Source organism: Acinetobacter cumulans (genome assembly GCF_003024525.3).
Lineage (GTDB): Bacteria > Pseudomonadota > Gammaproteobacteria > Pseudomonadales > Moraxellaceae > Acinetobacter > Acinetobacter cumulans.
Genome location: NZ_CP035934.2, coordinates 2,768,520 through 2,794,729 on the forward strand (window position 1 = coordinate 2,768,520; position 26,210 = coordinate 2,794,729).

At 40.5% G+C, this 26,210-nt stretch carries 26 protein-coding genes; 5 read left to right on the forward strand and 21 right to left on the reverse strand.

Annotated features, from left to right (window positions below; all coding sequences use genetic code 11):
• Positions 1-2: 2 nt before the first annotated feature.
• The 3 genes from C9E88_RS13060 to C9E88_RS13070 all read left to right on the forward strand — a co-directional run bounded on the left by C9E88_RS13060 (position 3) and on the right by C9E88_RS13070 (position 4,285).
• Positions 3-635: a PilW family protein gene (locus C9E88_RS13060; protein ID WP_120364823.1), complete on the forward strand. Its 633-nt coding sequence runs from the start codon at positions 3-5 to the stop codon at positions 633-635.
• A 17-nt stretch (positions 636-652) separates the two neighbouring features.
• Positions 653-3,151, forward strand: coding sequence for a hypothetical protein (locus C9E88_RS13065; protein WP_106985989.1), 2,499 nt, complete (start codon positions 653-655; stop codon positions 3,149-3,151).
• Between the two features lie 201 nt (positions 3,152-3,352).
• On the forward strand, positions 3,353-4,285 hold the full coding sequence (locus tag C9E88_RS13070) for a tRNA dihydrouridine synthase (protein ID WP_178962583.1): 933 nt from the start codon (positions 3,353-3,355) through the stop codon (positions 4,283-4,285).
• Positions 4,286-4,335: 50 nt separating this feature from the next.
• On the opposite strand, the gene C9E88_RS13075 is transcribed toward C9E88_RS13070, so the two are convergent.
• The 9 genes from C9E88_RS13075 to rpe all read right to left on the reverse strand — a co-directional run bounded on the left by C9E88_RS13075 (position 4,336) and on the right by rpe (position 11,569).
• Complete coding sequence (locus C9E88_RS13075; RefSeq protein ID WP_106985991.1) at positions 4,336-4,701, reverse strand: SseB family protein; 366 nt, start codon at positions 4,699-4,701, stop codon at positions 4,336-4,338.
• A 98-nt stretch (positions 4,702-4,799) separates the two neighbouring features.
• Positions 4,800-5,432, reverse strand: coding sequence for a nuclease-related domain-containing protein (locus tag C9E88_RS13080; RefSeq protein WP_425267145.1), 633 nt, complete (start codon positions 5,430-5,432; stop codon positions 4,800-4,802).
• A 184-nt stretch (positions 5,433-5,616) separates the two neighbouring features.
• Positions 5,617-5,934, reverse strand: coding sequence for a quaternary ammonium compound efflux SMR transporter SugE (sugE, locus tag C9E88_RS13085; protein ID WP_106986024.1), 318 nt, complete (start codon positions 5,932-5,934; stop codon positions 5,617-5,619).
• An 87-nt stretch (positions 5,935-6,021) separates the two neighbouring features.
• Positions 6,022-6,282 (reverse strand): DMT family transporter, encoded by a 261-nt coding sequence (locus C9E88_RS13090; RefSeq protein WP_425267158.1) that lies wholly within the window; start codon positions 6,280-6,282, stop codon positions 6,022-6,024.
• 294 nt (positions 6,283-6,576) lie between these two features.
• Positions 6,577-7,566: a copper resistance protein B gene (locus C9E88_RS13095; protein WP_106985994.1), complete on the reverse strand. Its 990-nt coding sequence runs from the start codon at positions 7,564-7,566 to the stop codon at positions 6,577-6,579.
• Positions 7,553-7,897, reverse strand: a complete 345-nt coding sequence (locus C9E88_RS13100) for a hypothetical protein (RefSeq protein WP_106985995.1) — start codon at positions 7,895-7,897, stop codon at positions 7,553-7,555. The genes C9E88_RS13095 and C9E88_RS13100 overlap by 14 nt, the downstream gene beginning before the upstream one ends.
• The gene (locus C9E88_RS13105) at positions 7,884-9,851 is read right to left on the reverse strand and encodes a multicopper oxidase domain-containing protein (protein WP_106985996.1); all 1,968 of its coding nucleotides are present in this window, start codon (positions 9,849-9,851) and stop codon (positions 7,884-7,886) included. Before C9E88_RS13105 ends, C9E88_RS13100 begins: the two co-directional genes overlap by 14 nt.
• A gap of 45 nt (positions 9,852-9,896) precedes the next feature.
• Complete coding sequence (locus tag C9E88_RS13110; protein ID WP_137287914.1) at positions 9,897-10,460, reverse strand: hypothetical protein; 564 nt, start codon at positions 10,458-10,460, stop codon at positions 9,897-9,899.
• Between the two features lie 422 nt (positions 10,461-10,882).
• A complete protein-coding gene (gene rpe, locus C9E88_RS13115) occupies positions 10,883-11,569 on the reverse strand; it encodes a ribulose-phosphate 3-epimerase (RefSeq protein ID WP_106985998.1) in 687 nt (228 codons plus the stop codon).
• Between the two features lie 189 nt (positions 11,570-11,758).
• Between rpe and C9E88_RS13120 the strand changes: the two genes are divergently transcribed.
• Positions 11,759-12,079, forward strand: a complete 321-nt coding sequence (locus C9E88_RS13120) for a DUF2218 domain-containing protein (RefSeq protein WP_106985999.1) — start codon at positions 11,759-11,761, stop codon at positions 12,077-12,079.
• A gap of 93 nt (positions 12,080-12,172) precedes the next feature.
• Here the strand turns inward: C9E88_RS13120 and fghA are convergent, their stop codons facing one another.
• The 7 genes from fghA to C9E88_RS13155 form a co-directional block, all read right to left on the reverse strand.
• Positions 12,173-13,009 carry an S-formylglutathione hydrolase gene (gene fghA / locus C9E88_RS13125; RefSeq protein WP_106986000.1) on the reverse strand — a complete coding sequence of 279 codons (837 nt, stop codon included), beginning with the start codon at positions 13,007-13,009 and terminating at the stop codon, positions 12,173-12,175.
• Positions 13,010-13,039: 30 nt separating this feature from the next.
• The gene (locus C9E88_RS13130; RefSeq protein WP_106986001.1) at positions 13,040-14,443 is read right to left on the reverse strand and encodes a C13 family peptidase; all 1,404 of its coding nucleotides are present in this window, start codon (positions 14,441-14,443) and stop codon (positions 13,040-13,042) included.
• Between the two features lie 116 nt (positions 14,444-14,559).
• Positions 14,560-15,387, reverse strand: a complete 828-nt coding sequence (locus C9E88_RS13135; RefSeq protein WP_106986002.1) for a class I SAM-dependent methyltransferase — start codon at positions 15,385-15,387, stop codon at positions 14,560-14,562.
• Complete coding sequence (locus tag C9E88_RS13140; protein WP_106986003.1) at positions 15,381-16,205, reverse strand: undecaprenyl-diphosphate phosphatase; 825 nt, start codon at positions 16,203-16,205, stop codon at positions 15,381-15,383. The genes C9E88_RS13135 and C9E88_RS13140 overlap by 7 nt, the downstream gene beginning before the upstream one ends.
• Before the next feature lie 12 nt (positions 16,206-16,217).
• Complete coding sequence (gene tsaB / locus C9E88_RS13145) at positions 16,218-16,883, reverse strand: tRNA (adenosine(37)-N6)-threonylcarbamoyltransferase complex dimerization subunit type 1 TsaB (RefSeq protein ID WP_106986004.1); 666 nt, start codon at positions 16,881-16,883, stop codon at positions 16,218-16,220.
• Between the two features lie 144 nt (positions 16,884-17,027).
• Entirely contained in the window at positions 17,028-17,561 is a 534-nt protein-coding gene (locus C9E88_RS13150) for a gamma carbonic anhydrase family protein (protein ID WP_106986005.1), read from the reverse strand.
• A 12-nt stretch (positions 17,562-17,573) separates the two neighbouring features.
• Positions 17,574-18,173: a CoA pyrophosphatase gene (locus tag C9E88_RS13155; protein ID WP_106986006.1), complete on the reverse strand. Its 600-nt coding sequence runs from the start codon at positions 18,171-18,173 to the stop codon at positions 17,574-17,576.
• Positions 18,174-18,298: 125 nt separating this feature from the next.
• Between C9E88_RS13155 and C9E88_RS13160 the strand changes: the two genes are divergently transcribed.
• A complete protein-coding gene (locus C9E88_RS13160; protein WP_106986007.1) occupies positions 18,299-18,847 on the forward strand; it encodes an NUDIX hydrolase in 549 nt (182 codons plus the stop codon).
• A gap of 105 nt (positions 18,848-18,952) precedes the next feature.
• Here C9E88_RS13160 and filF read toward each other — a convergent pair whose 3' ends face one another.
• The 5 genes from filF to filB are packed head-to-tail and all read right to left on the reverse strand — an operon-like array spanning position 18,953 to position 26,107.
• Positions 18,953-20,968, reverse strand: a complete 2,016-nt coding sequence (gene filF / locus C9E88_RS13165; RefSeq protein WP_106986008.1) for a putative pilus system protein FilF — start codon at positions 20,966-20,968, stop codon at positions 18,953-18,955.
• A gap of 21 nt (positions 20,969-20,989) precedes the next feature.
• On the reverse strand, positions 20,990-22,360 hold the full coding sequence (filE, locus tag C9E88_RS13170) for a putative pilus assembly protein FilE (protein ID WP_106986009.1): 1,371 nt from the start codon (positions 22,358-22,360) through the stop codon (positions 20,990-20,992).
• A 14-nt stretch (positions 22,361-22,374) separates the two neighbouring features.
• Entirely contained in the window at positions 22,375-24,039 is a 1,665-nt protein-coding gene (filD, locus tag C9E88_RS13175) for a putative pilus system OmpP1/FadL family transporter FilD (protein ID WP_106986010.1), read from the reverse strand.
• A 12-nt stretch (positions 24,040-24,051) separates the two neighbouring features.
• Positions 24,052-25,218: a putative pilus system protein FilC gene (filC, locus tag C9E88_RS13180; RefSeq protein ID WP_106986011.1), complete on the reverse strand. Its 1,167-nt coding sequence runs from the start codon at positions 25,216-25,218 to the stop codon at positions 24,052-24,054.
• Between the two features lie 55 nt (positions 25,219-25,273).
• A complete protein-coding gene (gene filB / locus C9E88_RS13185; protein WP_106986012.1) occupies positions 25,274-26,107 on the reverse strand; it encodes a putative pilus system C39 family peptidase FilB in 834 nt (277 codons plus the stop codon).
• Positions 26,108-26,210 lie beyond the last annotated feature (103 nt).

Here is a 26,210-nt window from a genome sequence, read left to right on the forward strand (position 1 = left end):
TCATGCTTAGAAATGGTTTTACGATTATCGAACTACTTGTTGGAATAGTAATTGCCATGCTGTGTATGGTCACCATGCTCATGCTATTTAAACAACTGACTCAAGTGAGTGTAAGTTCAACACAAGATGCTGAATACGATGCACAGTTACAATCTGGTATGTTAACTATTCAAAAATATGTCCAGAATGCTGGCTTCGGCTCTGGTCAACAATCAGATATTGCTTCAGGTACATATTCAGGTAATCCAGCAATTTTCTGGCGTTCAGTAAAAGAACTTAATGCGACACCCCTTTCCTATGAATGTAAAGGAATTGGCGAGGTAGTTACAACAGAAGATGGACAAAAAATCCACCGCCTTGTCCTTTTGAAAAAAACAGCATGTGGCACGACAGAAGCTATTACAGCTGGAACTTGGGAAAAAGACCAACCTATTATCGCCATAAAAAATAGTACAGCTACACCAATATATCAATATGCAATTACATCGGGCAGCGGATGCTCCCCATTTGGTATTGAAAAAGCGTCTGGTTCTGGACTTAAGCAAATTACACTTACTGCAACTCGTCAGTATATGACTGGAGTTGGCCAAAATATTCAAAATGTAATCTGTTTAAACAATATAACTTCAACTTAGAAAGTGAGGGATGAGCAATGCATACTTTTAAAAAACAGCAAGGCATGGCAACCGTACTTCTTGTATTGCTCATCGGCATCACAGTTATGCTGATTACAGCATCTGTTGCTAAAACACTAGTAACCAATCGCGAAGCAGGCGTATCTGCTCACGCACAAACCAATGCGCAATTGATGGGCTGGGCTGGTGTAAGTGCATTTAAAGAATATTTATTAAATCAGGGCAAAATCAACGCAACCAACATTCCAGCATTAAATGGGCGAAGTATTACCTTAAGATCTGATACAAATAAAAAAGAAATTATCGCCAAGAATATTCATGTTTCAGGCTGTACCACTGAAGGCGCTACATGTATAGTCACAGCAAATATCAGCTCCAATAATCTGAGTTCTCAAGCAGCAACGACCATTGAAGTAATCTATAACTTAACACTAACCAATGGTACTGTTTCTGTCACCAGCGAAAATAGTGCTATTAACTTCGGTGGCAACACCGTATTTACAGGTGCAACATTAATAGAGTCTGAATCACCAAATGCAAAAGTGACACTTAATGTTGAAGGAAATCTTGCACTTAATCTATTATTTAAAACTAAAAATATCTCTGAATTAAATATCAATGCAACTGGAGATGTTTACATTGACTGTGGCGCTCAAAACTGCGGTGATGCCATTATTAATGTGACATCTAAAGGTAAAGTAACATTATTAACAGGCGATAATTTTGGCGATATCAAAGCGCTTGGCACTGTAACACTATATACAAGTGCAACAGCTAAAAATATTCAATCAATCGGCAATGTAGAGCTTAGTGGCTGGTCTAAAGCAGATAATATTGAAACCATGGGTAATGTCACAGTCAGTGCATCGACAGTAAAAGATATTAAAGCTAATGGATGGGTGAGCCTAAATACAGGAGCTACAGCTGGAAAAATTGAATCCAACAAAGATGTTTCATTATGGACTGGTAGTCGATCTCAAGATATTTTTGCCAAAGGTGAAGTTGAAGTACATACTGATACTACAGCAGGTAATATTAAAGCCGGTGGTAAAGTTACAGTAACTGGTGTTAATGCTCGTGCTAAAAATATAGCAACATTAGGCGCTGTAGAACTCTGGCTTGGCGGTAAAACTGATGACATTACTGCAAAAGGCAATGTTGAAGTACATACTGGTAGCACAGCTGGTAATATTAAATCTGCAGGAAAAGTTCAAGTGATTGGTATTGGAGCAAGTGCAAAAGATATTTACGTTGTTGGTACAGATATCGATGTCTCTTTGTTTGCTACATCCGACTCTACTTATAAGAGACAGTCCCAACTCTCTGCAGATTTTAATGCAATGACAGCTCCAACGGTGACCATTAATGAACAGGGTATACGACAAGGTATTAGTGACAGCACAGCATTTGAAACTAAAGTTGATGTGACTGCTTATAAGCAAGATGCAAACTATATATTCACCAAAAATGGAAAATTCGATCGTGTTTACCTTAACCAGTTAAAAAACAAAACTAATACACAAACATATATTTATGAAAATAATAGTCAATATGTTTTAAATGCTGATGGAACTAAGAAATCTATTAATTTAGAAGGCTTTTCAATTGGTGATTATACATTTGATGGAAAAACTTATACTGGGGCAATTTGTCTTGATGTAACAAATGGAAAATGTACAAGTGAAATCATTGGTTACCTACCTCGTATTAGTATTGGTAAAACCCTCGGATTTGATGATGATTATGGCTATGGTGTAATTTTAAATAGATGGCGTGTACGTTCGATTATGAACCCATCTTCACTGGATAATGCCACACTCGCACCTGGGATCATGTATTTTGAAGGTACTCTAGAGTTCGCTGGCGCGGCCAACTGGCAAGCTGACAGCTTAAGTAATGCATATACCAACAGTTTCTTAGCAGAAGGTGAAATCTGGTCTATCGCCTTCTCTCCGCGTATCTATGCTCCTTATGAGGTGATACGTGAAGGTGCAGAAAAAGTTGGCTTGATTTGTAATCGCCGTTTAAAAACAGTCAATAATACAGATCTTTCCATTACGGCGACAACACCATCAACATTGTCTGAACGCTATTTAGTGCCGGTTAATCTATGTAAAAATGACAGTGAGTTTTTGCTAAATATGGACAAAAACCCTGATCAGACCAATAAAAAGGTCACTATCGACGGTAAGTCAATTGATAAATTGGACCTAGGCCGCGTAGCACTAATGGCAAATGATCAAATTCATATTGGCGCATGTACCCGTATTTATGGTGATGTTCTTAGCCGTAAAGGTGTAACTACTTCTGCAGCCTGTGGTATTACAAATAATACCAATGCTATTACTGGAAATATTGGAACCCAAGGTGTAGATGGTGGTCTTATTGCAAACCATATATTAGGCGGTACAAAGATTACTGTCCCATCTAAAAATGGTGATGGATCAGGTACGCCAAATACAGGTAATGGCTTAAAAGCATCAAGCTCAAAAGTGCAGTGGTCTAGGTACCTATAAAACTAACATCCAGCCAGCTCAACAGCATTGTTGAGCTGGCTTTTTTATCTTCAAATTCACAACCTCACTCAAAATTTCGGATAAAAAATTTAGCTCAAAGCAAAAAGCTGTATCTTATAATTTTAAAAATTATCACCGCTGGACATCAGACCTAAAAAACCGTATAACAGCCTTCGATTTTCAACACATAGGCAGGTCACATTGAAACTTGTTCTTGCGCCCATGGAAGGCTTAACAGATCCCATTATGCGTGATGTACTCACATCCGTCGGAAGCTTTGACTGGTGTGTAACTGAGTTCATTCGTGTGACGGATTCCGTATTGCCTGACCATGTCTATCACAGCTATTGCCCTGAACTCTTAACCGAAGGTAAAACGGCTGCTGGCACACCCGTGCATGTACAATTTTTAGGTAACAATCCCGACATGCTCGCAGCCAATGCTGTCCGAGCAGTTGAGCTTGGTGCGCCAGCGATCGACATGAACTTTGGTTGCCCTGCTAAAACAGTGAATCGACACCGTGGTGGCTCTGTATTACTGGATGAACCAGAAGTCGTGCATGAACTGGTCAAAGCCGTTCGTGATGCTGTACCAGCCCATATTCCTGTTTCTGCCAAAATGCGTCTTGGTTATCTCGACCGTAACTTTACCTTAGAAAATGCGCATGCTATTGAAGATGCAGGTGCTTCATGGGTCACTGTTCATGCACGTACCAAAGCAGATGGCTATACCCCGCCTGCATTTTGGGATTTACTGCAACCTATTCGTGAAAGCTTAAAAATTAATGTGATTGCCAATGGCGAAATTTGGACCAATGCAGACGCTAAACAGTGTCAGCGAGAGTCTGGCTGTGAAGATTTGATGATTGGACGCGCAGCCGTGACGACACCAGATATTACCCAATGTATCCGTAAAAACACTGACGAAGCACTCATTACATGGGAAGAACTGATTCAGCTCCAAATCCGTTTTTTGAGTGGCCCCTATAAGAAAGAAATCAATATGGTGGGACGCTATAAACAATGGCTTGGCATGATGTCCAAACATTATCCTGAAGCCAAAGTGCTTTGGGATGACGTTAAAAAAGTTAAACCACTTATCGATATTGTGCAAAAGCTACAACAGCACCAATAATCAAAAGCCCTTCAAATGAAGGGCTTTATTGGCGTTGAGCTACCCATCTTTTACAGCGCCACATGCATTGTTTGTAGTAAAAAATCGATTTCCTGAGGTGAAAACTCTTTCGACACGTCTGAAGTCGGATTCAGAACTAAAATTGCTCCCTGTGTCATTTCAAATAATTTTCGTGTCGGCAAATGAATAAAAGGTTCATCCCCTAAATCCGTATAAATGGTGTCTGCGTCTAAAAAGAAAGGGATCGCTTGTTCCCCATGCTCTGTTTCCAACATGCGAAATTGAATGCGTCCATTAGTTTGCTCAGTACCAAGCGCATAAATATCTGCCATTAATAATTGCTGTAAAAATTGTGGCGTTAATTCAGGGTCTTCTGATGCTTGTAAAAATAAATTTGCTAAATTAGATGTGGTCATTTGTTGTATTTTTCTGTGTGTTGTTATTGCCTCGTATCATAACAAAAGAACCTCAGATCACAAAACGTGTTATACGCTGTAATTCCCCCAATAAACATTCACTTGAGCGAACTCTCTCTATCCATATCCGCTTTGGCCTGTTGTAAATTTTTGACATGTTGACGTTGTGTTTTCCAAGATTTTTCTAAAATTTCCTGTTCTAAGCGTCGCTGAATACGTTTAAGTTTCATGGCTGATATACAGGGTTCTTTAAAGGTTTTTACATAATCTATCCAAGTTGCACCGCGAAATACATTGTCAGGCATGCTGGTTTTAAACTCACAATCCGGCATAAAAACCACAATAGAATGAATCAAATGAGGCTCTAAAATATCAGCCAAAATCTGTTCTAAAACTTTTTGATGCTTATAATTCTGATGCAATGGATTTTGAAATTTGTAGCTACTTTTATAAATCTTTTGTGTCCACATTTTTTGACGTTCGCTACCAAAAATCCAGCCTTTGTAGTTTTTAGTTTCCACCACAAAAATGCCATAAGGACTTAATAAAATATGATCTATTTGTGTGGTCTGATTTTGTGCATCTGGCAAGGTACAATCATTTAATAAAGTATATTGCTCTTTGTCCAAATACAGTTTGACATGCGCACTGACTGCAAACTCACCGAATTTCCCTTTTAAAATAGGCTTAAATACTTTGAATGCAGCTGCAATAAAAATAAGTAGAATCATCCACCACATCTGGGCGAATAGGGGCATCAGCATTTGTGTAATATTCATTTAGATGAATTGAGTATGATTTATTTAAAGACATCATACCCATCTAAAGCATTATTTTATAAATTAATTTTTAAAAAAATAAAAAAATCTGTACGCTATTTATTCAAATTTAAGATCGTATAGTGAGTTGTTTGCTTTAAGCTGACGAAAGCTTCATTAATACCAAACCTGAAATAATCAGTACCGCGGCCAACATTCGCATGGCTGAGGCTGGCTCACCTAAAAACAGAATGCCCACAGCAAATGAGCCCACCGCACCAATACCTGTCCAGACGGTATAAGCCGTACCTAAGGGCAAAGACTTCATGGCATAAGACAACAGCGCAAAGCTCGCTATCATAAAAATGATGGTCAATATGCTGGGTGTTAGCTTAGTAAATCCATCGGACACTTTCATACAATAAGCCCAAACCACTTCCAACATACCCGCTACAATTAATAAAACCCAAGCCATACTACCCTTGCCCTGTTGAACAATTAAAACTAAAAAATCGACACAAAAAAGTGCCAACTCAATTTGAGATGACACTTAGAATACACATTAAGAGGATGAAATCTTCATCAGCACTAAGCCAGAAATAATCAGTATAGCGGCTAACATACGCATAGCCGTTGCTGGCTCACCTAGTACAAAAATACCTACGGCAAATGAGCCAATGGCACCAATGCCAGTCCAAATGGTATAGGCGGTTCCCAAAGGCAAAGTTCGCATGGCATAGGCTAATAAGCCAAAACTTAAAACCATGAAAACTAAGGTAATAATGCTGGGACTCAGTTTTGTAAAACCTTCGGACATTTTCATTGTATATGCCCAAATAATTTCAAAAACACCTGCAAAAACGAGAACTATCCCAGCCACGATGCCTGCTCCTTCTATAGAGTCAGGTCGTCCTGACGATTTTTCTCATTTTCACATTGGGGCAAAAATGAGGGAGGTCGTTCCTCCTTCTAATAGTGCAATCATAACTTTTATTGAATCATTTTAGGGCATTATTTACATTTTATGACCTAAAATAAACCTAAAAAAAGTAGGCCTTTGAATTGATCTCTTCAAAGGCCTATGCAGATTTAAGTCGAGTAGTCGTCGGTCAAATTCTTAAAATTTAAAGCGAATACCTGCTCCATACGACCATGCTTGATCGGTTGGCTCTTTCGATTGCCATAAGTTTTCAGTATGGCCTTTACTATATTCATAAGCAATGTCGACATAAGGCATCACCTTTTTACTAATTTCATAACGTGCTTCTAAGCCTGCTGTTGCACGACTTAAGCCCGTTTTTTGCGCATATTTAGATTCATCACTCAAGACAATGCTTAAATCTAAATAGGGCTTTAAAATGAGCTTTTGGCTTAAAAGCAAATCACGCTCAGTTTCCAAACTCAATGCGACATATTGGTCTGCGCCCATGTATAAATAAGCATTGGTTTCAAAGAAATACGGCGCCAGCCCATGTAGACCCATAACCGCATCTAGTTGTTCTTCCGTGTCCGCATACTGTGCATTCAGTTGCACCTTTTCAGCGCGGTACTGCACACCGACTTGGGCATCCCAAAAATCTGAGATCATGCGGCTATACAACAGCTTTGCCTCTAAACTTAGCTCTTCCGATTCAGGTCGATCCGCATGAAGTTTAAAAAACACCTTATTTTCATCGGTCCCAATTCGGCTTTCTAGCTCTGTTTTCCATATCCCCTGATCATCATTATTCATGCGCCATTGGCTATCAATGGTTGTTACTGCATAGACTTGAGCACCATGTTCTTTACGGTGATCGTGGCCTTCGTGTGGCACTTGTTCAGCGCTATGTTGCAATGAATCTAACATAGCGTGCTGATGTGACATTTGAGCAGGCTGTTGAGAATGTTCTGGCATTGCCATGTCAGCGCTCGTAGCTGTGTTTGGTTCAGATGCAGATGGAGACTCCATATCCATCATCTCGTGATGCGAATGCGGATGATCCGACATCATTGGCATTGTTACTTGAGCAGACGACTTCGCCTGACTAAACCCACTGGTCAGGACTAAAGTAGTCGCAAGTACTGACTGTGCAAGCACAGAGAAAGAAATATCATTAATGGTGCGCATGCGTTTTTTCTCCCTCTGTTAGATGCTTTGAACTACTTTTAGATTGTGGTTGTTGATCTTTCTGTACCAATTGAGCTTCGCTAGGCTGAGATTGATGTTCAGCAACATCGTGCTGTGCATGTGACATCTGTGGGTGCATCATGTCTGCCTGTGACATTGAATGCATAGCCATGTCCTGATGCATCATGTGACTATGATCCATGGACATTGAAGCCACTTCAGATGGTTCTTTTTTGGACTGTGTTTGTGTCTGAGCCATTGCAACACCACTGCTCAAAGCCATGAGTAATACGCCAGCAAAGTGTAAGAAACGCGAATTAATGGTGTGCATGTGCATCTCCTTGAGCTGGTGTTGTTGTGGTTTGAGTGGCGTGTGGTGAAGTCGATACGTCTGCATCACTGACATTCGCAACGATCAATTTACTCATCATCCCTGCACTCATGTGATATAGCAGATGGCAGTGAATCGCCCACTCTCCCAACTCATCCGCAGTCAGCAATGCTGTGACTGTTTGAGCAGGTGGCACAATAATCGTATGCTTATTCGGCATATCTGAGGCAGATTGGCCATTTTCCAATTGCATAAACATGCCATGTAAATGCATTGGATGCGCCATCATGCTGTCATTGACAAATTTAATGCGAATACGCTCGCCATATTTCACTTTTAAAGGTTCAGCATCACTAAACTTTTTACCGTTAATAGTCCAAATATAGCGCTCCATCATGCCTCCAAGATGGATCACCAATTCACTGCTTGCTTCACGGGTATCCGTCTGCGGATTTAATGCTTTGAGGTCACTGTACTGTAGTGCCTTGTCCCCTTTTGGTGTAGAGGCATTTGCCCATCCATATACAGGTGCTGTGCTTGACGCTGTTTCAGACGAAGCATGCTTCATGTATGAATGATCCATTTCAGACATCGCTTCATGGTTCATTTTGGAATGATCCATTTCAGACATCGCTTCATAGTTCATTTTGGAATGGTCCATTTCAGACATTGCTTCGTGGTTCATTTTGGAATGATCCATTGCAGACATCGCTTCATGGTTCATTTTGGAATGATCCATTGCAGACATCGCATCATGGTTCATTTTTGAATGGTCCATTTCAGACATCGCTTCATGGTTCATTTTGGAATGATCCATTTCAGGCATCGCATCATGGTTCATTTTGGAATGATCCATCGTGTTATGATCTGTAGAAGACCCATGTCCCATGTCGGCCATACTGAGTAAGGCACGTGGGCGCGCTCGCGGTCGTTGTATGCCCTGCATCAGAGGGCTCAACTCATTATGCAATGTTCCTACTGCAAAGCCTGAACGGTCAATCGACTCTGCTTCTATTTGATAATGTGCCGCCTTAGGCTGCACAATCACATCATAAGTTTCTGCCGCCCCAATACGGAATTCGTCTACATTTACTGGTTTCACAGCTTGACCATCAGCACTCACCACGGTCATGCTTAAATTGGGTATACGTACATCAAAAAATGACATGGCTGAAGCATTAATAAAGCGTAACCGAACTTTCTCATTCGGCTTAAACACGCCCGTCCAGTTTTGCTCAGCTGTCTTTCCATTTACCAAAAAGGTATAGCCCGTAACATCAGACAAATCTGTTTTGAGCATACGCATCTGATTCCACATTTTGCGATCAGACCATGTTGCTTTTAGACCATCTCGTTTAACTTGCTTCCAAACATCGGGCAGTGTTTCACGCTGATTTTGATAATATTCCGCTGAAATTTTTAGGTTTTTTTGTAATTCTGCGCTGGTTTTTTCATGAAAATCAGACAACATGACCACATAATCGCGCTCTGCTTGTTCATGACTAGCCAAAGGCTTTTTGCCTTTTGGATAAATCACCAAAGACCCATACAAGCCATCTTGCTCTTGCCCCTTAGAATGGGCGTGATACCAATAGGTACCACTTTGGCGGACTTTAAATTTGTAGACAAATTCTTGATTGGGACGAATTCCAGCAAAGCCATTAAACCCAGGAACACCATCCATCAGTCCAGGCAGTAAAAGCCCATGCCAATGAATTGAAGAATCCTGTGTTTTTAAATGATTTTTTACCCGAATGACCGCCTCATCACCCTCTTCAAATTCGAGTTGAGGTGCAGGAAACTGGCCATTGACCGTAATGCGTTTGACAGGCTTACCTGTCACATTAATCAACTGTTCATCAATATTGAGTTGATATTCTTTGACCGCAGCGAACGCCCCTGCGGAGATGCTGAGGCAAGACCCAAGCACAAGGTATTTAAATACTGTAGACATAACTTAACCTTTGTTTAAATTGCGAGAATGCGTTTTAAATTCAGATTAAGCTTTGGGAGGACGTAAAATTTCTTGCCAATAGCCCTGTAAATGCTGTGCAGCATAAGGACTAACGAGCGCAGATTTAAATTCCACTGAGCGTGGTTCTACCCATTCATTCGGCGTTAATTCCACTGCAACCAACATCATTTGGCAATGCCACTGCGCACAAACTTGGCAGCCATCTTTATGTTTAAGCGTGGTATTCGATAAATCACAATGCGCCAATGGCATTGCTTTAGTGGTATCAGAATGAGAGGACGGTTTCGATTGCTGATGGCAGTCCGACATTAACATGGTCGATGCGCCATGCTCAGGCAAATGCTTCGTAGCCAATTGCACCTCATGTACAGAATGCGAAGAGCTATGATCGACGTTGACTGAAGTTGTTTCAGCGTCAACATGCGCCTGTGTTTTTTCTGCATGAAGCGTACTGGTATTAACACTCAGTTTTTGCATCGACATAAAATATTGCATTGGGATTTGCATTGCAGACACGGCACTGCTCCAGCTGATGACAAAAGCCATCAACATGACAAATACACGATGTCGATACAAAAAATGAAGCACCTTGCTCATCCCCAATGACGAATAAAGCTTATGTCTATACAAAGTTTTATTTCAATTTACATCATTCTATCCCGAATAATGCACATAAAGCAAAATCTGTTCTTTATGAGTTATACACAGCTTTTTAAATTTAATTTAACCATTTCAATTTCGTAAAATTCAGACGCATTAAAACAATAAAGTTATTTTTTAAACAGCTATTTTTTAAACAAAAGATTAATAAAAGCCCATATTCTTAAAGACTTCAAGCATATAAAAAGGACTCTATTGAGTCCTTTTTATACATTTTTCGTCTAATTACTAAACTATTGAGCTTAAAATGCTTATTAATTAAACGATTTATCCACCCAGTTATCCACCTAGTTATCTACACAGATATCCATAAAGTTATCCACAGCTTGCTGTGTATTAAGTGGAAAAACTTATACTTGTACTGAACCGACTTGTGCCAACTCTGCACGCATTTCATCAATCACAGCTTTATAATCTGGCTTACCAAAAATAGCAGAACCCGCTACAAACATATCCGCACCCGCTTCAGCGATGTCACGAATATTTGCTGGTGTAACTCCACCGTCAACTTCTAAACGAATATCACGGCCAGATGCATCAATAATTTTGCGTGCTTGGCGTAATTTTTCCAAAGTCATTGGAATGAATTTTTGACCACCAAAGCCTGGGTTCACACTCATCAAAAGAACTTGGTCAACTTTGTCCAGCACATAATCTAGATAATGCAATGGTGTTGCAGGGTTAAATACTAAGCCAGCTTTTGCACCACCAGACTTAATTAACTGTAAAGAACGGTCAATATGATCGCTGGCTTCTGGGTGAAAAGTAATAATGTCCGCACCAGCTTCTAAGAAATCACCAATCATACGATCTACTGGCGACACCATTAAATGCACGTCGATTGGTGCTTTAATGCCGTAGTTTTTGAGTGCTTTACATACACCAGCACCAAACGTAAGGTTAGGTACATAGTGATTATCCATCACATCAAAATGAACAACATCTGCACCTGCAGCAAGTACATTTTCAACTTCCTCACCTAAGCGAGCAAAGTCTGCAGATAAAATAGAAGGCGCAATTAAAAATGGCTTGGACATGGAAGAACCTGGCTTATATAAATCTCATTGTGTCTATTATAGCAAAAGCTACACCTGCCTGCTTGGCTACGACCATGTACAGATCGTTGCACAAATAAAACGTTCTGTTGCCAAAATATGTTCATGAAAAATCAAAAAACACCTTAATATAAATAATAATCATTCCTATTTATAAATATTGGAAGCATCATGTCGAATATTTCGCAAACTGCTATTGAGACCCTGCAAGCACAGCGCATTGGCAAACGCTTATTTAACCATTGGAAACATAAGTTTGAAGTCACTGAACATCCTACTGGCTTTGAGATTTTGATGCCTCAAGCACGTATTCAGTTACTCTGCACAGAAAACCATTTGCAGGTCATGATTCAAGCATTAGACACTTCTGTAGACATGGTCAGATTAGAGCAGGTCGTACTAGACCATCTCATTCGAATGGCACAAGAACCACTGCATGCTGAATGGCAACATAGTAAGGCATCCACACCTCTGGAATTACTTAAGCCCTAATCCCATTCTGTTAAGCACAATCAATGGCGCAAAATAAAAAAGGCAAGGTCGAAAACCTTGCCTTTAGCCTCTTGAATTCAATCAAGCTAAAAATTATGCATTCAATTGCTGTGCATGAAAGCTTAAATGATCATCGATAAAACTTTGAATAAAATAATAACCATGATCATAGCCCGCATGTTCGCGCAAAGTTAAGGCTTGCCCTACCTTTGCACATGCCTGATTAAATAAGGCAGGATTTAACTGACTATAAAACTGATCTTGTAGGCCTTGGTCAATTAAAATCTCATTAAATACAGCACCTTTAGCTTCAATCAGTGCAGTTGCATCATGTGCAAGCCAAGTCGCTTTGTCTGTACCCAAGTAAGCCGAAAATGCTTTTTCTCCCCAAGGACACTGACTCGGTGCACAAATTGGTGCAAATGCAGAGACTGATTTAAATTTCTCAGGATATTTAAGGGCCAAAGTCAAAGCACCATGCCCGCCCATACTGTGACCAAAGATGCCTATTTGATTGCGCTCAACTGGAAATTCTTGCGTAATCAAAGCATAAAGCTCATCTGCTACAAAGCTTTCCATTTGAAAATGTGCTGCCCACGGTGCTTGAGTTGCATTAATATAAAATCCAGCGCCCTGACCAATATCCCAATGATCACCCTTTGCAACCTCATCGCCACGTGGTGAGGTATCTGGACTAATTAAAATCATGCCTAATTGCGCAGCCACACGCTGTGCATGTGCTTTAATTGCAAAAGTTTCTTCTGTGCAGGTCAAACCTGCCAAATAAAATAATGCAGGACATGCTTGCCCCGCCAAAGCCTGTGCAGGAAGAAAAATACCAAAACGGCTTGTTGTTTTTAGAGCATTGGATGCAATGCTATAAATTCGCTGCTCACCTTGGAAACATTGATTCGATTGTATAAGGTTCATGTTTCGTCCTTTGTGCTTTAGATTGCAGGATTAAAGCTTTGCTTCGATTTGTTCTTGCTGAGCAGGTGCTGTAGTTACGGGTGGAAATAAGCGTTGCTCTAATTGTGGCAACATAAATTGCATATTTTTACCAATTGACCATTGGGGCTCAGAAGGTTCAAAACCTTGCGCATTTTCCCATTTTGCCACAGTCTCTTTGGCTTGATTAAATGCACCCTGAATTGAATTTTGCTCGCGCATTGCTTGATCAAAGAAAGCACGGCCAAAATAGGTATAATCAGATTCACTCGAACAGCCAAACGACTGACGATCGGCTGCTGAAGCCGTAATAATCAATGTGTTTTCATCTTGCAGTGCTGGTACAAAACTGCCTGAGTAGCACGATGAAATCACAATCACACGCCAACGTATACCTGATGCATCCAAAGTTTCACGCAACCATTTTGGATCAACTTGAGCCAAATCTAAGGGTGCATTTTCCATTTCAAATACATTGGGTAAACCATGTGAAGTCATATATAAAAATAACACATCACTTTCACGGTTCATTTGCTGACCAATACGGCGTAATGCAAGTCCCATACTGGTTTTCGAGGCAATCGGAATTTCTGTACGGGTCGCAGGATGGTTAATTAACTCAACCGAACGCCCAAAAGTACCAAATCGTGTATCAAACTGTTCTTTAATCCGTTCGATTTCATACATAAAAACATCTTGATAACTCGCACCCGCCACACCTAAAAAGTACCAATGCGACTGTGCAAATTCACCATATTGAACGGCGTCTAAGGATTTATTCAGTAAGCGACTTTGTGCATAAAAAGCATCTTCGGCAAATGCAGGCGGTAATTCTTCAACCTTCCAAATGGGCTGGTCTTTCACCGACATTTGCCAAACCACCAAGGTAAATAAGGTCGCGAGCATAATCAGCGCACGCTCCCACCACGGCCATTTCAATTCACGTGAAAATACCCATACCACAGCCAAACTTTGCCATACAAACAGGCCTATAAATAAGGTTGGAATGTAGTCATATAAAATATAAGGCAGGTAGTCTTGATCACCTAGAAATTGGATCAGGCACTGGAACATCATAATGTGTGTATCCAGTACCAGCCACAATAATGCAGGCACGAGCATTAAACGCGGATTGTTGATCCGCTGCGATAAGAAGATCCCAACAATTAAAGCAATAAATGGCCAAAGCGCATAACTAATCAGACCTTGCGGGTTAAATACCCCAGCCTGTCCGTTGCTCAACCAACTAAATAAGCTGTTGGCACAGCCTCCCAAAATTCCCCAAAACACCAATTGCATAATTGATGGGCGTACAATCTGCAGGGAGCGTCTCGAACCGAGAAACAGCCACATACCTGCAGTTTGGTTGCTTTTAAAATCATGCCAAAAGTTAATGGAGGGTTTGAAGTCAATCATAGAAATTCAGAGGCAGCTGTGGCTCGCTAATTTGCTTTGTAAGTTTATGCCTGATATGGTTTTAATCAATGCTATTTTTCAAATATATAGCAAATCTTTGGTGTTTTTTACAGCAATTATGAAACTTTAGTCTCATGCTCTAGCTGGAAATAGGCATCAAAACGACAGGCATCGCCTTGCCATTGATGATTCGGGACTTGATTCGCCAAAAATACAGCCAAACGCGGACGCTTCACCACCACGCGCTTTGCAACTTTTTGTGCCAATGCCAAAAGATTATCACCTAAATCCATCTCACCATCTTCAGGCAAAAGCATGTGCAGTAATTGCATTTGCTTTTTGACTTGCGCTTGCTTTTTAACAGCTTGCTGGTTTTGATCGCGCTGTGGGAACATCGGATCTAAATACACCACATCATACAATTGCTGTGCTGAGGCTTGCTGTTGCAGAAAATCAGCCGAATCAGAAAATACCAAACGAATTCTTTCTGCCGTCGTCTTTAAGAATGGATCCAACAACGCACGTTGCTGTGAATCTTCCAACAAGGTAAATAAAATAGGATGGCGCTCAACCAAAGTGATGTGTGCACCCAAGTGCGCCATTAATAAACTGTCATGCCCTAAACCTGCTGTCGCATCAATCAAACGCTGTTTTTCAGACAGATTACATGCTCGCGCAATCATTTCAGACTTGAGTGAAGCGCGTTTCAAACGTCCAGCTTCTGCTTTCCAATCAGGTTGCATTTTCATGCCATTGGCGCATAACCAAAGACCATCAGCATCTACACATAAAGCTAAATCTGGATGCTGTCTAAAGAATCGCGCATTGAGCTTTTCTGTAAGCTCAATATTTACATCTACACCACGTGAAGAAAGCACAGCAGAGAACTGCTGTGCTTTCACTTCAAACTCGGCTTCTGTGTATAAGCGAATAACGCTTACCATAATTTCCAGCCTGTCATTACGAACAATAAAATTAATAAACCAGAGGCAATTCGGTACCATGCAAAGACCATGAAATCACGTTTTGCAACATAAGCCACCAATACGCGAATCAAAACCAAGGCCGAAATAAATGAAACCAATAGACCTGTAGCTAAAACTGCCCAATCTTCTGTAGTAGTAAACACATGATAGCTTTGATACAAATCTAAAAGACCCGCACCAATAATCACTGGAATACCTAAGAAGAAAGAAAACTCAGTGGCTGCTTTACGTGAAACACCTAAGAACATTGCACCAATAATGGTTGCACCTGAACGCGATGTACCTGGGATTAAGGACAACACTTGAATTAAACCAATATAAATGGCTTCTTTAAAACTAATGTTTTCAACTTCTTGTGCATTTACTTTAGGTGGATGTTTTTCAATCCAAATAATAATAAAACCACCAATGATCAAGCCAATTGCCACAGCAATATCATTAAACAGTAGATCTTTAACGGTTTGTCCAAAAGTTAAGCCCACTAACACAATAGGAATCGAGGCTAAAATAAGACTAAAACCTAAATGGCGCCCTTTGGGTTCACCTGTGAACATACCAGTTGCAGCACCCCAAAGACGCGACCAATATTCATAGATGACTGCAGCAATTGCCCCCATTTGAATCGCAATGACAAAAACATCGCTTTTCTCTTTGGTCCAAAAATCCATTAATTCAGATGCAAGAATTAAGTGGCCAGTACTGGAAATAGGCAAAAATTCTGTAATACCTTCAACAATACCCATGATTGCCGCTTTGAGCAGCAGTAAAAGATCCATACCTATTCCTAATTATGGTTTGCCTTGTTCTGGAATTTTTTTCCAGGCATTATCGCGTAAATATACAGGTAGTGCATATTCCGCACTTACCCAATTTTTTTTCAGTGCTTGTGCATTTGCAATCGTCGCAATATCTTGCGCCGTTGCAGTAACTGCGACGTACTGTACTTGTTCTGGCTTAACTAAAGCTGAACCCGAGCCAATAACTGTAAATTTTACAGCTTGCTCAGCTTCGCTATAGCTTAATAATTGTTCTTCATCAATGGCCTGCATAATGCCATCTGCATCTAATTCAAAGCTTGCAATATAGACTTCTTGCATACGTGCATCGAGCACTGCTGTCACCGCGGTTAAACCCGCAATACGATAGGCTGCTTGTGCCATCGCTTGTAAGGTCGATACTGGCACGACAGGCAAATCATTGGCCCATGCCAAGGCCTGCGTTACAGCAGCATTAATACGAACACCGCTAAAAGAGCCCGGACCACGACTAAACGCAATTGCAGTTAAATCAGTTGCTTGAATACCTAATTCTTTAAAACCTTGCTCAATAAGAGGCAAAATCGTTTGCGTCTGTGCTTTTGCACGCGCATCTAATTGGAAGTAGAGTTCTTGATTATCTTCTGCAATACATACGGAACACTGCTCGTTCGCAGTTTCCAGTGCCAGCACTTTCATGCACAACCTTATTTAAGTCAATCTGAAAAATGACCAATATCATACTCCACTCATGCGTAGTGCGCGAGGAAATCTCTGTGAGTATGATATTTGACCGTAGAAAGATAATGCATTCACCCAAACTGAGTGCAGCCTATGGTTGCCTTAATCCAAATGCACCACTTCTAAATTTTTAAATTTCGAAAAGTGCGATGCATAATGTAAAGCACTCATTTTTAATTTTGCAGCTGTCACATCATCTAAAGTTTTTACTACTTTGCCAGGTGAACCCATCACCACAGAATTATCTGGAATCACCTTGCCTTCAGGTATTAAAGCATTAGCACCAATAATACAATTTTTACCAATCACAGCGTGATTGAGCACCACAGCATTAATACCAATTAAGCTGTTATCACCGACCGTACACCCATGCAACATGGCTTGATGTCCAATGGTGACATATTCCCCTATATGCATTTCAATACCAGCATCGGTATGTAGCACCGCATTTTCTTGCACATTGGTAAAATCGCCCAGCTTAATTTTAGCATTGTCGGCACGAATCACTGCACCAAACCAAATACTCACTTGCTGACCCAATTCAACCTGTCCAATGACGGTGGCATTATCTGCGGCCCAACCATTCCAAGGACGAATACTCGCTTGTGGGCAATGCCCTTCAAATTTATAGAACATAGTGCACTCGTTTTATTTCATTTTAAATACAGGAGAATTGACAAGAAATGGCCATTCTTTTTGATAATTAAGACCATATTGAAAGAGTGATACCAACATGCGCGCTGTTAGCCCCCAAACAATTTCATTTTCCACTCGCATACTTGGAAAATATAAGGACTGATGGGCATAACGCACTTCATAAGGAATGGGCGGTGCGTCCATTAACTTTTGTAAGGAGGCAAAAAAAATACGATCAATTTCTGTGGGTTGTGCAATCAACTCCACTTGAGGCGGAATAAGGCCCACGACCGGCTTCACCAACATGCCATTACGGGCTTTTTGCATAGGCAACTCCCCCAACAATTGCACATCAAATGGATTCAGCGCGGTTTCTTCTTGAGCCTCACGTAAGGCCACCACAATATTACTCGTATCGTTTGGATCGCGCTTACCTCCAGGGAAAGATACTTCCCCAGCATGATTATTTAAATAGGCCGATCGGCGGGTTAATAAAACTTTGGGGCTAGACTCATTGGTAATCGCAATTAACACCGCCGCTTGTGCAGGTTGGGTACGGCGAGAAAAGCGTAAACTTTGCTGCAGTACATGCGTCAATAAACGATCATCCATTCGTCTTTATCCTTATTTTTTCAATATTTTCATCATAGCCGAATTTTAGTGCTTGTGTTTAGAAATGATGCTAAACATTTATTTTTCAGTTATGCTGATCACTCACTTTATCATTGACGATGAATATGAATTTTTGTAGTAACTGTGGACATAAAACAGCAGAAAAAATTCCTCTTGGCGATCACCAAGTGCGTCATGTATGTACACAATGCAATACCATCCATTATGTCAATCCTAAAGTGATTTGCGGTGCACTTGCACTTTGGGAAGATAAAGTCTTATTGTGTCGACGTGCCATTGAGCCACGTTATGGACTTTGGACACTGCCTGCAGGCTATATGGAACTGTTTGAAACCATGGAACAAGGCGCTGCACGTGAAACACGTGAAGAAGCAGAGGCCGAAGTCAACATTCAGCAACTTTACTGCATGTACAATATTCCACGTATTGGACAAATCTATGTCTTATTTAAGGCAGAGCTTGTAAATGGTGAGTTTGGTGCAGGTGAAGAAACCATCGAATCTCGCTTATTTAGTGAAGATGAAATTCCATGGAATGATCTTGCATTTCCAAGTGTAGAACGCACGCTTAGACATTATTTTGCGGACCGTAAAACGGGACAATTTGAGACCCATTTAGAAACTTTAGGTACACGACTCGACCATACAGGTTAATGCCCTGTGTGATTGCATAGCTTCATTAAAAATGAATACGTGTGTTACCCAAATGCAAAAGCCCATCCGAAGATGGGCTTTTATTTTATTCAAGTCTAGACCTTTTTATTTAGCCTTTACCGTATAACACGGTGCAAGATCGAAAGTAATTTCACCACCGGCAAGTTTGGCAATCTCTTTAGATTCTGTGTCTGCAGGTACACTATTACTGTAGGTGCCGTTAAAACTTGCAAAACTGTTGGCCCATCGTACCTTCTGATTTGCAGAGTCAGTCATTACCACACCACTTGGTTTCACACCTGCAGAAGCAGAAAGTAAATTCGCCATTTGCAATAATGCACCACCCACCACAATATTTGTTGAGCTATCTGTAGACGTTTGAATTGTGGTATTCATCCCAATCAAAGCGCCATTTAATGTGCCCAAGGCTTTATCTGCCAAAATCATACGCAGTGAGATGGTTTCAGGTGTAACCTTTGAACCTCTCGTAAACGTACGAGTGACTGTACCAATACGATATTGCTGCGTATTCTGATCATCAAGCATGGTGTATTTATCTAATACATCTTGACCACTACAACCAACCTTATCATCTGTAGATAAATCTACTGTACCAATAGCTGTATCAAATATATTCGCAGGTACATTCGGTTTAATGTTGGTACGAATATCCCCATTACGGTCAATCACAATGCCAAGTTTGACTGATTTAACCGTTGTATTATTAAATTTAAACGTTAAGTCCGCATATAAAGGGAATACATAGGTTGATTTTGGTGTGTTGGCTTGAGTACTAAAAACATTTTTGTCTAAATAAGACAATGGATACAACTTATATAAATCCAATGTGCCTTTATATAAGCTACCATTCACAGTTTGATTCCATAAACCATAATTAGCAGCATCTGCACTCGTAATTTCTGATTCTTTTTTATTGGTAAGCGTTTGGTATAAAGTCCCGCCTGAACCCACCACCATTTTATTCGCCAGCAACGTACCTTGCGTAATCACCAACGGTTGAGCACCTGCTTCATCTACATCAAACTTAAAGCCCAGTTTGCGTGCATGGTCAATTTCCTTAGTTAAAGGGTCAATCCATGTCTCTTGTGGTGTGGCTGTCATCTGCTTAGGCTTGACCTTGGTCATGAGCAACGCATTCGTCCCACCAATCGTTGTTAATGACTGATCAACCGTACCACGCCATTGTAACCCGCTACCGAAAGTCACGCCTTGACGGTCAGTCATTAATAAAAAGTGACCAAAAATATTACTCTTCGCCATATCAGATGGTGCGCAAACATCCTTATCACAGCCAACCAAACCATTTGAGCCACTTACCGCACTAATCAAACTTTGCTCTGTTGAAAATAAAGCAAATTCAGGTTGATATACAGCTGCGGTTGAAATATTCATTAAATTTTCAACCACTGAAAATGCTTCAGTTGCACTAATTGGTGTTTGACCTAGCCATTGATTCAACCAAGTTGCAAACTCAGTATCACTAAAGCCAACCAAAGTGGCTGTTGTGACTGTTTTATCTAAACTTTCAATTGCTTGACGATTACTGTCGCTGATATATACAGGCTGAATTTCAGTTGCAGATGCTACTTGATTATTTTTCATACCCAAGGCTTGTATTATCATGGCTAAACGCATCGCCACTTTTACCGTTGCATCAGTTGGGCTAATAGCCTGCGCTTGTTGCTTGGTCATACCATAGGCTAAATCAATTAAGGTTAAGCGTGGAGGTGTGCTCGAGCTTGCCACTTTAGACAAATTATCAAGTTGTATACTCCCCAGCTCTATACGCTTGTCTTTTTCACCTTGTAGATAAAAATTCACCGTATCACCGACACGGCATGCCCCAGAAGACACACCTTCACTGGCATCAAACAAGGTCACAAATTTATTTTTGCTATCACTTGAACAGGTAAAATTAATGCCATCCACAGGATAATCTAATATAAATTCTACACATTTTTCACTGGCACTCTTACAGGCACCATTTACTGTACTGCTATCGTAAGTTTCTGGAATAACTTTTGCACTTTCACCACCACAACCGCTTAATGCAGCAACCAAAGCAGTGACTGCAAATGGTAAAGCATATATTTTTTTCATCCTGATTCTCTTTTTCTATCCTTAACGGATTGCAATTAATTTAAGTTGTCCTTGATTACTTAATACACGCTCATCGACATCAATGGCTGTTGCGAGCGGTGTCAGTAATAAATATGTCGTACCTGAAGGAACTTGAATTACGCCTTCAATTTTTTCTCGGTATAAATGACTTGCATTAGCATCGTTATTTTTATAACCTCCTGCGCCTTCCATTACACAGCCTTTAGCGTCTAAAAATACGGCAAAAGGCCAATAAAATACAGGCTTATTTTGCTTCGATGCATACGAATGTATTTCAATATTTTTAATCGTCGTGTCTAACTTAACAAGTTCAAAATCAAATTGTGCATTGAGTGGCGCACGTGGCCATAAATTGGTATCTTGCTGAGCTTTTAACACTTTGGCTTTTAATAATTGTTTCTGGTCAAAGCATTGTTGCCCAAGACCTTCAACCGTATCTGCTTTTGATACCCGATAGTAACTGGTCGAAAGTACAATTGGCTTATCTTCTGCAGGACGATTTTTCTTAAATAAATTATCAATAACAGACTGTCCTACACCTTTTTCACGCTCAACCATCTGCATTCGTGTTGCACCAGTTTTAGGATCAATTACGCCTTCTGGCATCGCATAAAAACGTTTTTTACCCTCAAGATTAAATTCTTTTTCTTCTAAATACTCATTATTCACATACGTATCACCATCAATGGTCGATAACTCTGTGCGCTTTTGATCCTGTACAATTGCAGGCATTGGCGGGGTTTTTGTCACCTTTTTAGGTTGCTCTACAATCGCTTTGCTTTGTTTCTCACTAGCAACTTTTGGCAATACTTCAGTCGTTTGCTTTGCTACTTGTACAGCAGTATTCTGATTCGGCTTCGCCACTGTGAGGTCTTGATTAACCGGTGTATAAACAACTGTGCTTTGCTGTTTATTTAACGTTTTTTCAACCTGTTTTTCAGTAACATCGTGCTGTGGTTTTGGTGTTGAAATGGCCGGATTTGCTTGATCAATCTGCTTTTCTTCACGCACGACCACCTGCTGAGCATTTTTTTGCGTACTCTTCATCTGTTGTTGATGTTGTTCTTGCGCTACACCTTGCACAATCTGCGAAGGTCGCTTTCCAGCTAAGCCACGAACAACATCCTGAACATGAGCTTCACGTTCAGGATCTAAATAAGAAGGTGATTCAGTTTTTACACTCGCTGTATCTACTGAAGCTGTGCTCTCCTGCACCTTTACCTTCTTCTTTATTGGAAGATCTGGGCGCTGTACCACAATTGGACGCCCATCAGGTCCAATAATGGTATGAAATATACCTTCTGCATAGACATTCGATACTGATGCTAACCCTAACATCAGCATCATGTTCAACAAGTGCTTTTTATTCATCCTGAATACTAGTCCTACCATCGTGTTCTATAGTTCAATCCTAAAATAGTAATTTTGGTATCTGTCTTCACGTTTAAACCAGCATAAGGGTTTAATAAAATATTATTTACCCCAGTTTGGTTAGCCAAGCTACTAGTGTTTGCAGGAATACTATCGCGACTGCGTAAGAAACCAATAGACAAGTCCAAGTCTGTATCAGCATCAAAACGGTAGCCCACACCTAAACCGAATAATTGTGCCCCGTTAATTGGAACCATCGTATTACGCTTCCCATCAGGAATCGAACTGGTCCGTGGTTCATAACCTGCACGAAGCTTTAAACGATCTGTTGCTGAGTATTCAAGTCCAATGCCAAAATTCCAAGGCGATTTAAAGACTAGAGGTAAAGCTAAGGACGTATCACCAATATCTGAAGACAATAATTTTGCAATTTTAAGTGCTGAAATTTGACGATCAAACTCAAAAGCAAACTTATCCCAAGCACTATAATCAGTCCACCCAACGTCAAAATTGACTTGTAGATCAGGCATGATTTTGTATTTAATACCCGCTTGCATGTGCGCAGGATATTCAAAATCTATAGACACCAAGCCAGATTCAACAGCTGGGACAGCCGATGGGAAGCCTAAAATCGCCGCTAAAATTTGCCCTGTCGGTGAAGACATTAAACCTTTAATTAACTCTTGCGATGCATTACCATTTTCAATGTAATACTTACCTTTCAAACGCATCTTGGCCGCACTTTGATACACGAGACCAAAACTAAAGTCTTCTCTTGGTTCCCAAAGTACACCCAAGTTATAGCTTGGGCTCAATGACTGCTCAACAGCCAACTGCATCTGACCAAATTTATTAAACGGATTCATGCCCTCTTGAGCATTACACATCCCGAGCAACAAAATATCCGTAATAATGTCTGAATTATTTTTAAAAGGCGTACAAACAACTTCGTCAATCATACGAAGCATACCAATCAATTCATTTGGAAAACGCAAATCCGTTTTCAATGCGATTGCTTGGTAAGACATTCCAATACCACCACCAATCGATAATTCATCATTGACTTGATAAGCCATCGTTGGAGATAAATAGGTAATACGCTCTAGAGCAACCTGCTGCCCCATATAATTACCAGGGTTGCCATTTTCAGCACCAAAACCTGCAATTAAAGGTGCATAAATTGCTGTAGCAAATGTCGCTTTAGAACCTGGTGGGTTATATGCAATACCCGCAGTTGGAGCAGCGACAGGTGTTCCAGGTCCCAAATCCACCATTTTCTTAAGGCCTGGAACATACAAACTTGCATATTCCACATTCCCGTTAACTGTGCCTTTAAAATCTGTACATAGATCGGCAGCTACTTCTGGTCCATCATTACAAACCATTGGGTCATCTGAATAACCAAAAACGTTGTAACCCGCTGGAACTGAAAACTCACGTTGAATATCAAAATTAGCAACAATTCCCTGAAGGTCAGTCTGTAGGCCTTCAATTTTAGTCAGTGCTGCTGGGTTAAAATGTACTGCACTAATTCCTGGTGGATCTGCCGTGACAGCATTACCCAAAGCCAGTGAACGCACATCTACCGATAAGTTTGTTCCAAGCTGTGCAAATGCAGCACTGGAACATCCCGTTAAAATTATCGCGCTAACGAGTGGACGCAGTCGAACATAGTTCATACGGACACCCTCTTAGCGGAGCTTCTTGCCGAAACCTAAAATATCAAGCGGGAATGAAAGACCCAATGAAACATCTGGCGCATCTTCTGTTAAACCCAAACCAACTGTACCATTCACAATCGTATCTGGGGAAACACGCACGCCTAAAGAAAATGCCAGTGTTGAACTGGTTTGATCCGCTGGAGAATATGATTCTCCACTGCTATAAGTGAATTCTGATCCAGTATTAAAGCTTTGTTGATACGACATAGTCAAAGACACATCGTAGTTAAATGAGTACGCAAAACCAAACGCAAAGCCACCACTAATACCAGGTTCAAAATCAGTGATGACTCGTGTACCACGACGCTGATTTAAGCCAGTTTCTTTAAAACCATAGTTCGCAGAAACTGACGCAAATAACACTACTGGATCAATATATTTACGTGTACTTGCACCCACCCCAGCAGAGTAATAGCCCTTACCCGTCGCTAGGTCATTAGTGGCATTTACTTCGTACGGGCTATCACCCGTTTTGGTCGATAAATTACCAAATAGAATCAGTGGTAAACGACCAGCTTTTAAAGGAAATGGTTCCCAACGAGCACCTAAGGCAATATCACCTAAACCAGCTGTTGACGTGTCTTTCAAAAGATCCGTTTTGGTCACTAATGGTAATGAAGCTGTGAAAGTTAAGTTATCACGAATACCATATTGAAAAGTAAAGGTGTTGGTCATTGAGTGCGTTGCATTTTCTTGCACGCGCAATTGATACAGTTGACCTTCTGCCATTTCCATATCAAGCTGTGTATCACGATAATACGTATAATCAATATCGTAATATGAAGAAATTTCGCCTTTTTTGATTAAGGAGTATTGGCGCTCATTGGACGTAAATACTTCTTGAAGGTTTGCCTCTTGCGTTGCATCACCTTCTTGCTTTTGAAGCGCTGCAGAAGCATCTGAGTTTTTTGCTGGTGTTTGCTCTTGTGGTGCTTCAGTTTGCTCAACCGGCTCAGCTGATGCTGTAGATGTTTCATCAACACTATCATACCCTCCCAGTGTTGTATCCTCAGCTACTACTGCCTGCTCCTCAACAGCATCATACCCACCCAAAGCGGGTTCATTTGCATAAGCAACCCCCATCAACATTTGCACGCTGACTGCCAATAAGGTTTTGTTCATCCATTTACTGTTCATTTTCCATACCACCGCTTTTTATTTTTTTAATCTGTTTATAACTTAAGTTCTGGCCTTACTTATTCTTGTAGTAAAGTCTCAAGAAGTTATAGTTCGACTGCCCATAATTTTCCGACGATTCATTCATATTTTTATCAAGTCGAATTGTCGATGCTTTATCTGCAATTTTATCCATATAAAACTGAGGGTATTGTAAATCTACAAATGCATAGCGATTGACAGTTGCATCATCAACATGTCGCATATCAGCTTCATTTAATGCCAACATACTTTGACGTTTATCAGGTGCAACATTAATTAAAAAAAGTGTGTTGTTTTCCCAAATTTCTTTAAATCGAGTTTCGTCAAAACTAATGTTGCCCAATGCTGGATCAGCCACATAAACACGGCCGTTTTTATAGCCCTTAAACACGACAAAGTGCTTAAATCCCGCATAAGAAATAGGCACAATTGCAGGTTCGCCTTGTTTCACCAAATCGGTGAACTCTCCGCGATAACCACCACTTTCTAAGCCTAATGCTCCTACAAAGCGCTTCATATCAAGCAATGAGAAACTACGACGTTCTACAATCTTTTCTGTTTCACCAAATTTCAATAAACCATTCATGGTTTGTTGTTCAGTTAATTTGGCACCAACATAGCCATTTAACAGTGTCGTTAAAGCAGCCGAACCACAGCTATAGTCGTAGGCTTGACGAACAATGCCACGAAATTGGTCTTCAACTGCAGGTTTAATTTTTACCGTTTCACGGTGCATACGGGTAAATGAATCATTTCGTGAATCCAGAGTTTCAGTGTAATACACTGCTCCGGCTGGCTTTTGTTTTATATCAAATGACTCTTTGGCAAAGTAATACATCAATGCCGAGCCTAGTGCTATCTCTAACATATCTTCTAACTTTTTAGTTATCGGCAGTTGATGTGCCTTTTATCATTATTTTAGAGCTAACGCTCTACTTCCATGTCTAATTGCAAGATACCTTTTTTTGCAA

Coding starts and splice junctions, on each gene's coding strand:
- filB (WP_106986012.1), bottom strand. CDS start 26,107: ATGTTAGAGATAGCACTAGGCTCGGCATTGATGTATTACTTTGCCAAA.
- tsaB (WP_106986004.1), bottom strand. CDS start 16,883: ATGAAAGTGCTGGCACTGGAAACTGCGAACGAGCAGTGTTCCGTATGT.
- filE (WP_106986009.1), bottom strand. CDS start 22,360: ATGAATAAAAAGCACTTGTTGAACATGATGCTGATGTTAGGGTTAGCA.
- rpe (WP_106985998.1), bottom strand. CDS start 11,569: ATGTCCAAGCCATTTTTAATTGCGCCTTCTATTTTATCTGCAGACTTT.
- C9E88_RS13080 (WP_425267145.1), bottom strand. CDS start 5,432: ATGATTCTACTTATTTTTATTGCAGCTGCATTCAAAGTATTTAAGCCT.
- C9E88_RS13075 (WP_106985991.1), bottom strand. CDS start 4,701: ATGACCACATCTAATTTAGCAAATTTATTTTTACAAGCATCAGAAGAC.
- C9E88_RS13090 (WP_425267158.1), bottom strand. CDS start 6,282: ATGAAAATGTCCGAAGGTTTTACAAAACTGAGTCCCAGCATTATTACC.
- C9E88_RS13120 (WP_106985999.1), top strand. CDS start 11,759: ATGTCGAATATTTCGCAAACTGCTATTGAGACCCTGCAAGCACAGCGC.
- C9E88_RS13065 (WP_106985989.1), top strand. CDS start 653: ATGCATACTTTTAAAAAACAGCAAGGCATGGCAACCGTACTTCTTGTA.
- C9E88_RS13155 (WP_106986006.1), bottom strand. CDS start 18,173: ATGGATGATCGTTTATTGACGCATGTACTGCAGCAAAGTTTACGCTTT.
- C9E88_RS13160 (WP_106986007.1), top strand. CDS start 18,299: ATGAATTTTTGTAGTAACTGTGGACATAAAACAGCAGAAAAAATTCCT.
- filD (WP_106986010.1), bottom strand. CDS start 24,039: ATGAACTATGTTCGACTGCGTCCACTCGTTAGCGCGATAATTTTAACG.
- filC (WP_106986011.1), bottom strand. CDS start 25,218: ATGAACAGTAAATGGATGAACAAAACCTTATTGGCAGTCAGCGTGCAA.
- C9E88_RS13150 (WP_106986005.1), bottom strand. CDS start 17,561: ATGTTCTATAAATTTGAAGGGCATTGCCCACAAGCGAGTATTCGTCCT.
- sugE (WP_106986024.1), bottom strand. CDS start 5,934: ATGGCTTGGGTTTTATTAATTGTAGCGGGTATGTTGGAAGTGGTTTGG.
- C9E88_RS13130 (WP_106986001.1), bottom strand. CDS start 14,443: ATGATTGACTTCAAACCCTCCATTAACTTTTGGCATGATTTTAAAAGC.
- C9E88_RS13095 (WP_106985994.1), bottom strand. CDS start 7,566: ATGCGCACCATTAATGATATTTCTTTCTCTGTGCTTGCACAGTCAGTA.
- C9E88_RS13100 (WP_106985995.1), bottom strand. CDS start 7,897: ATGCACACCATTAATTCGCGTTTCTTACACTTTGCTGGCGTATTACTC.
- C9E88_RS13105 (WP_106985996.1), bottom strand. CDS start 9,851: ATGTCTACAGTATTTAAATACCTTGTGCTTGGGTCTTGCCTCAGCATC.
- C9E88_RS13140 (WP_106986003.1), bottom strand. CDS start 16,205: ATGGATCTTTTACTGCTGCTCAAAGCGGCAATCATGGGTATTGTTGAA.
- C9E88_RS13060 (WP_120364823.1), top strand. CDS start 3: ATGCTTAGAAATGGTTTTACGATTATCGAACTACTTGTTGGAATAGTA.
- filF (WP_106986008.1), bottom strand. CDS start 20,968: ATGAAAAAAATATATGCTTTACCATTTGCAGTCACTGCTTTGGTTGCT.
- C9E88_RS13135 (WP_106986002.1), bottom strand. CDS start 15,387: ATGGTAAGCGTTATTCGCTTATACACAGAAGCCGAGTTTGAAGTGAAA.
- fghA (WP_106986000.1), bottom strand. CDS start 13,009: ATGAACCTTATACAATCGAATCAATGTTTCCAAGGTGAGCAGCGAATT.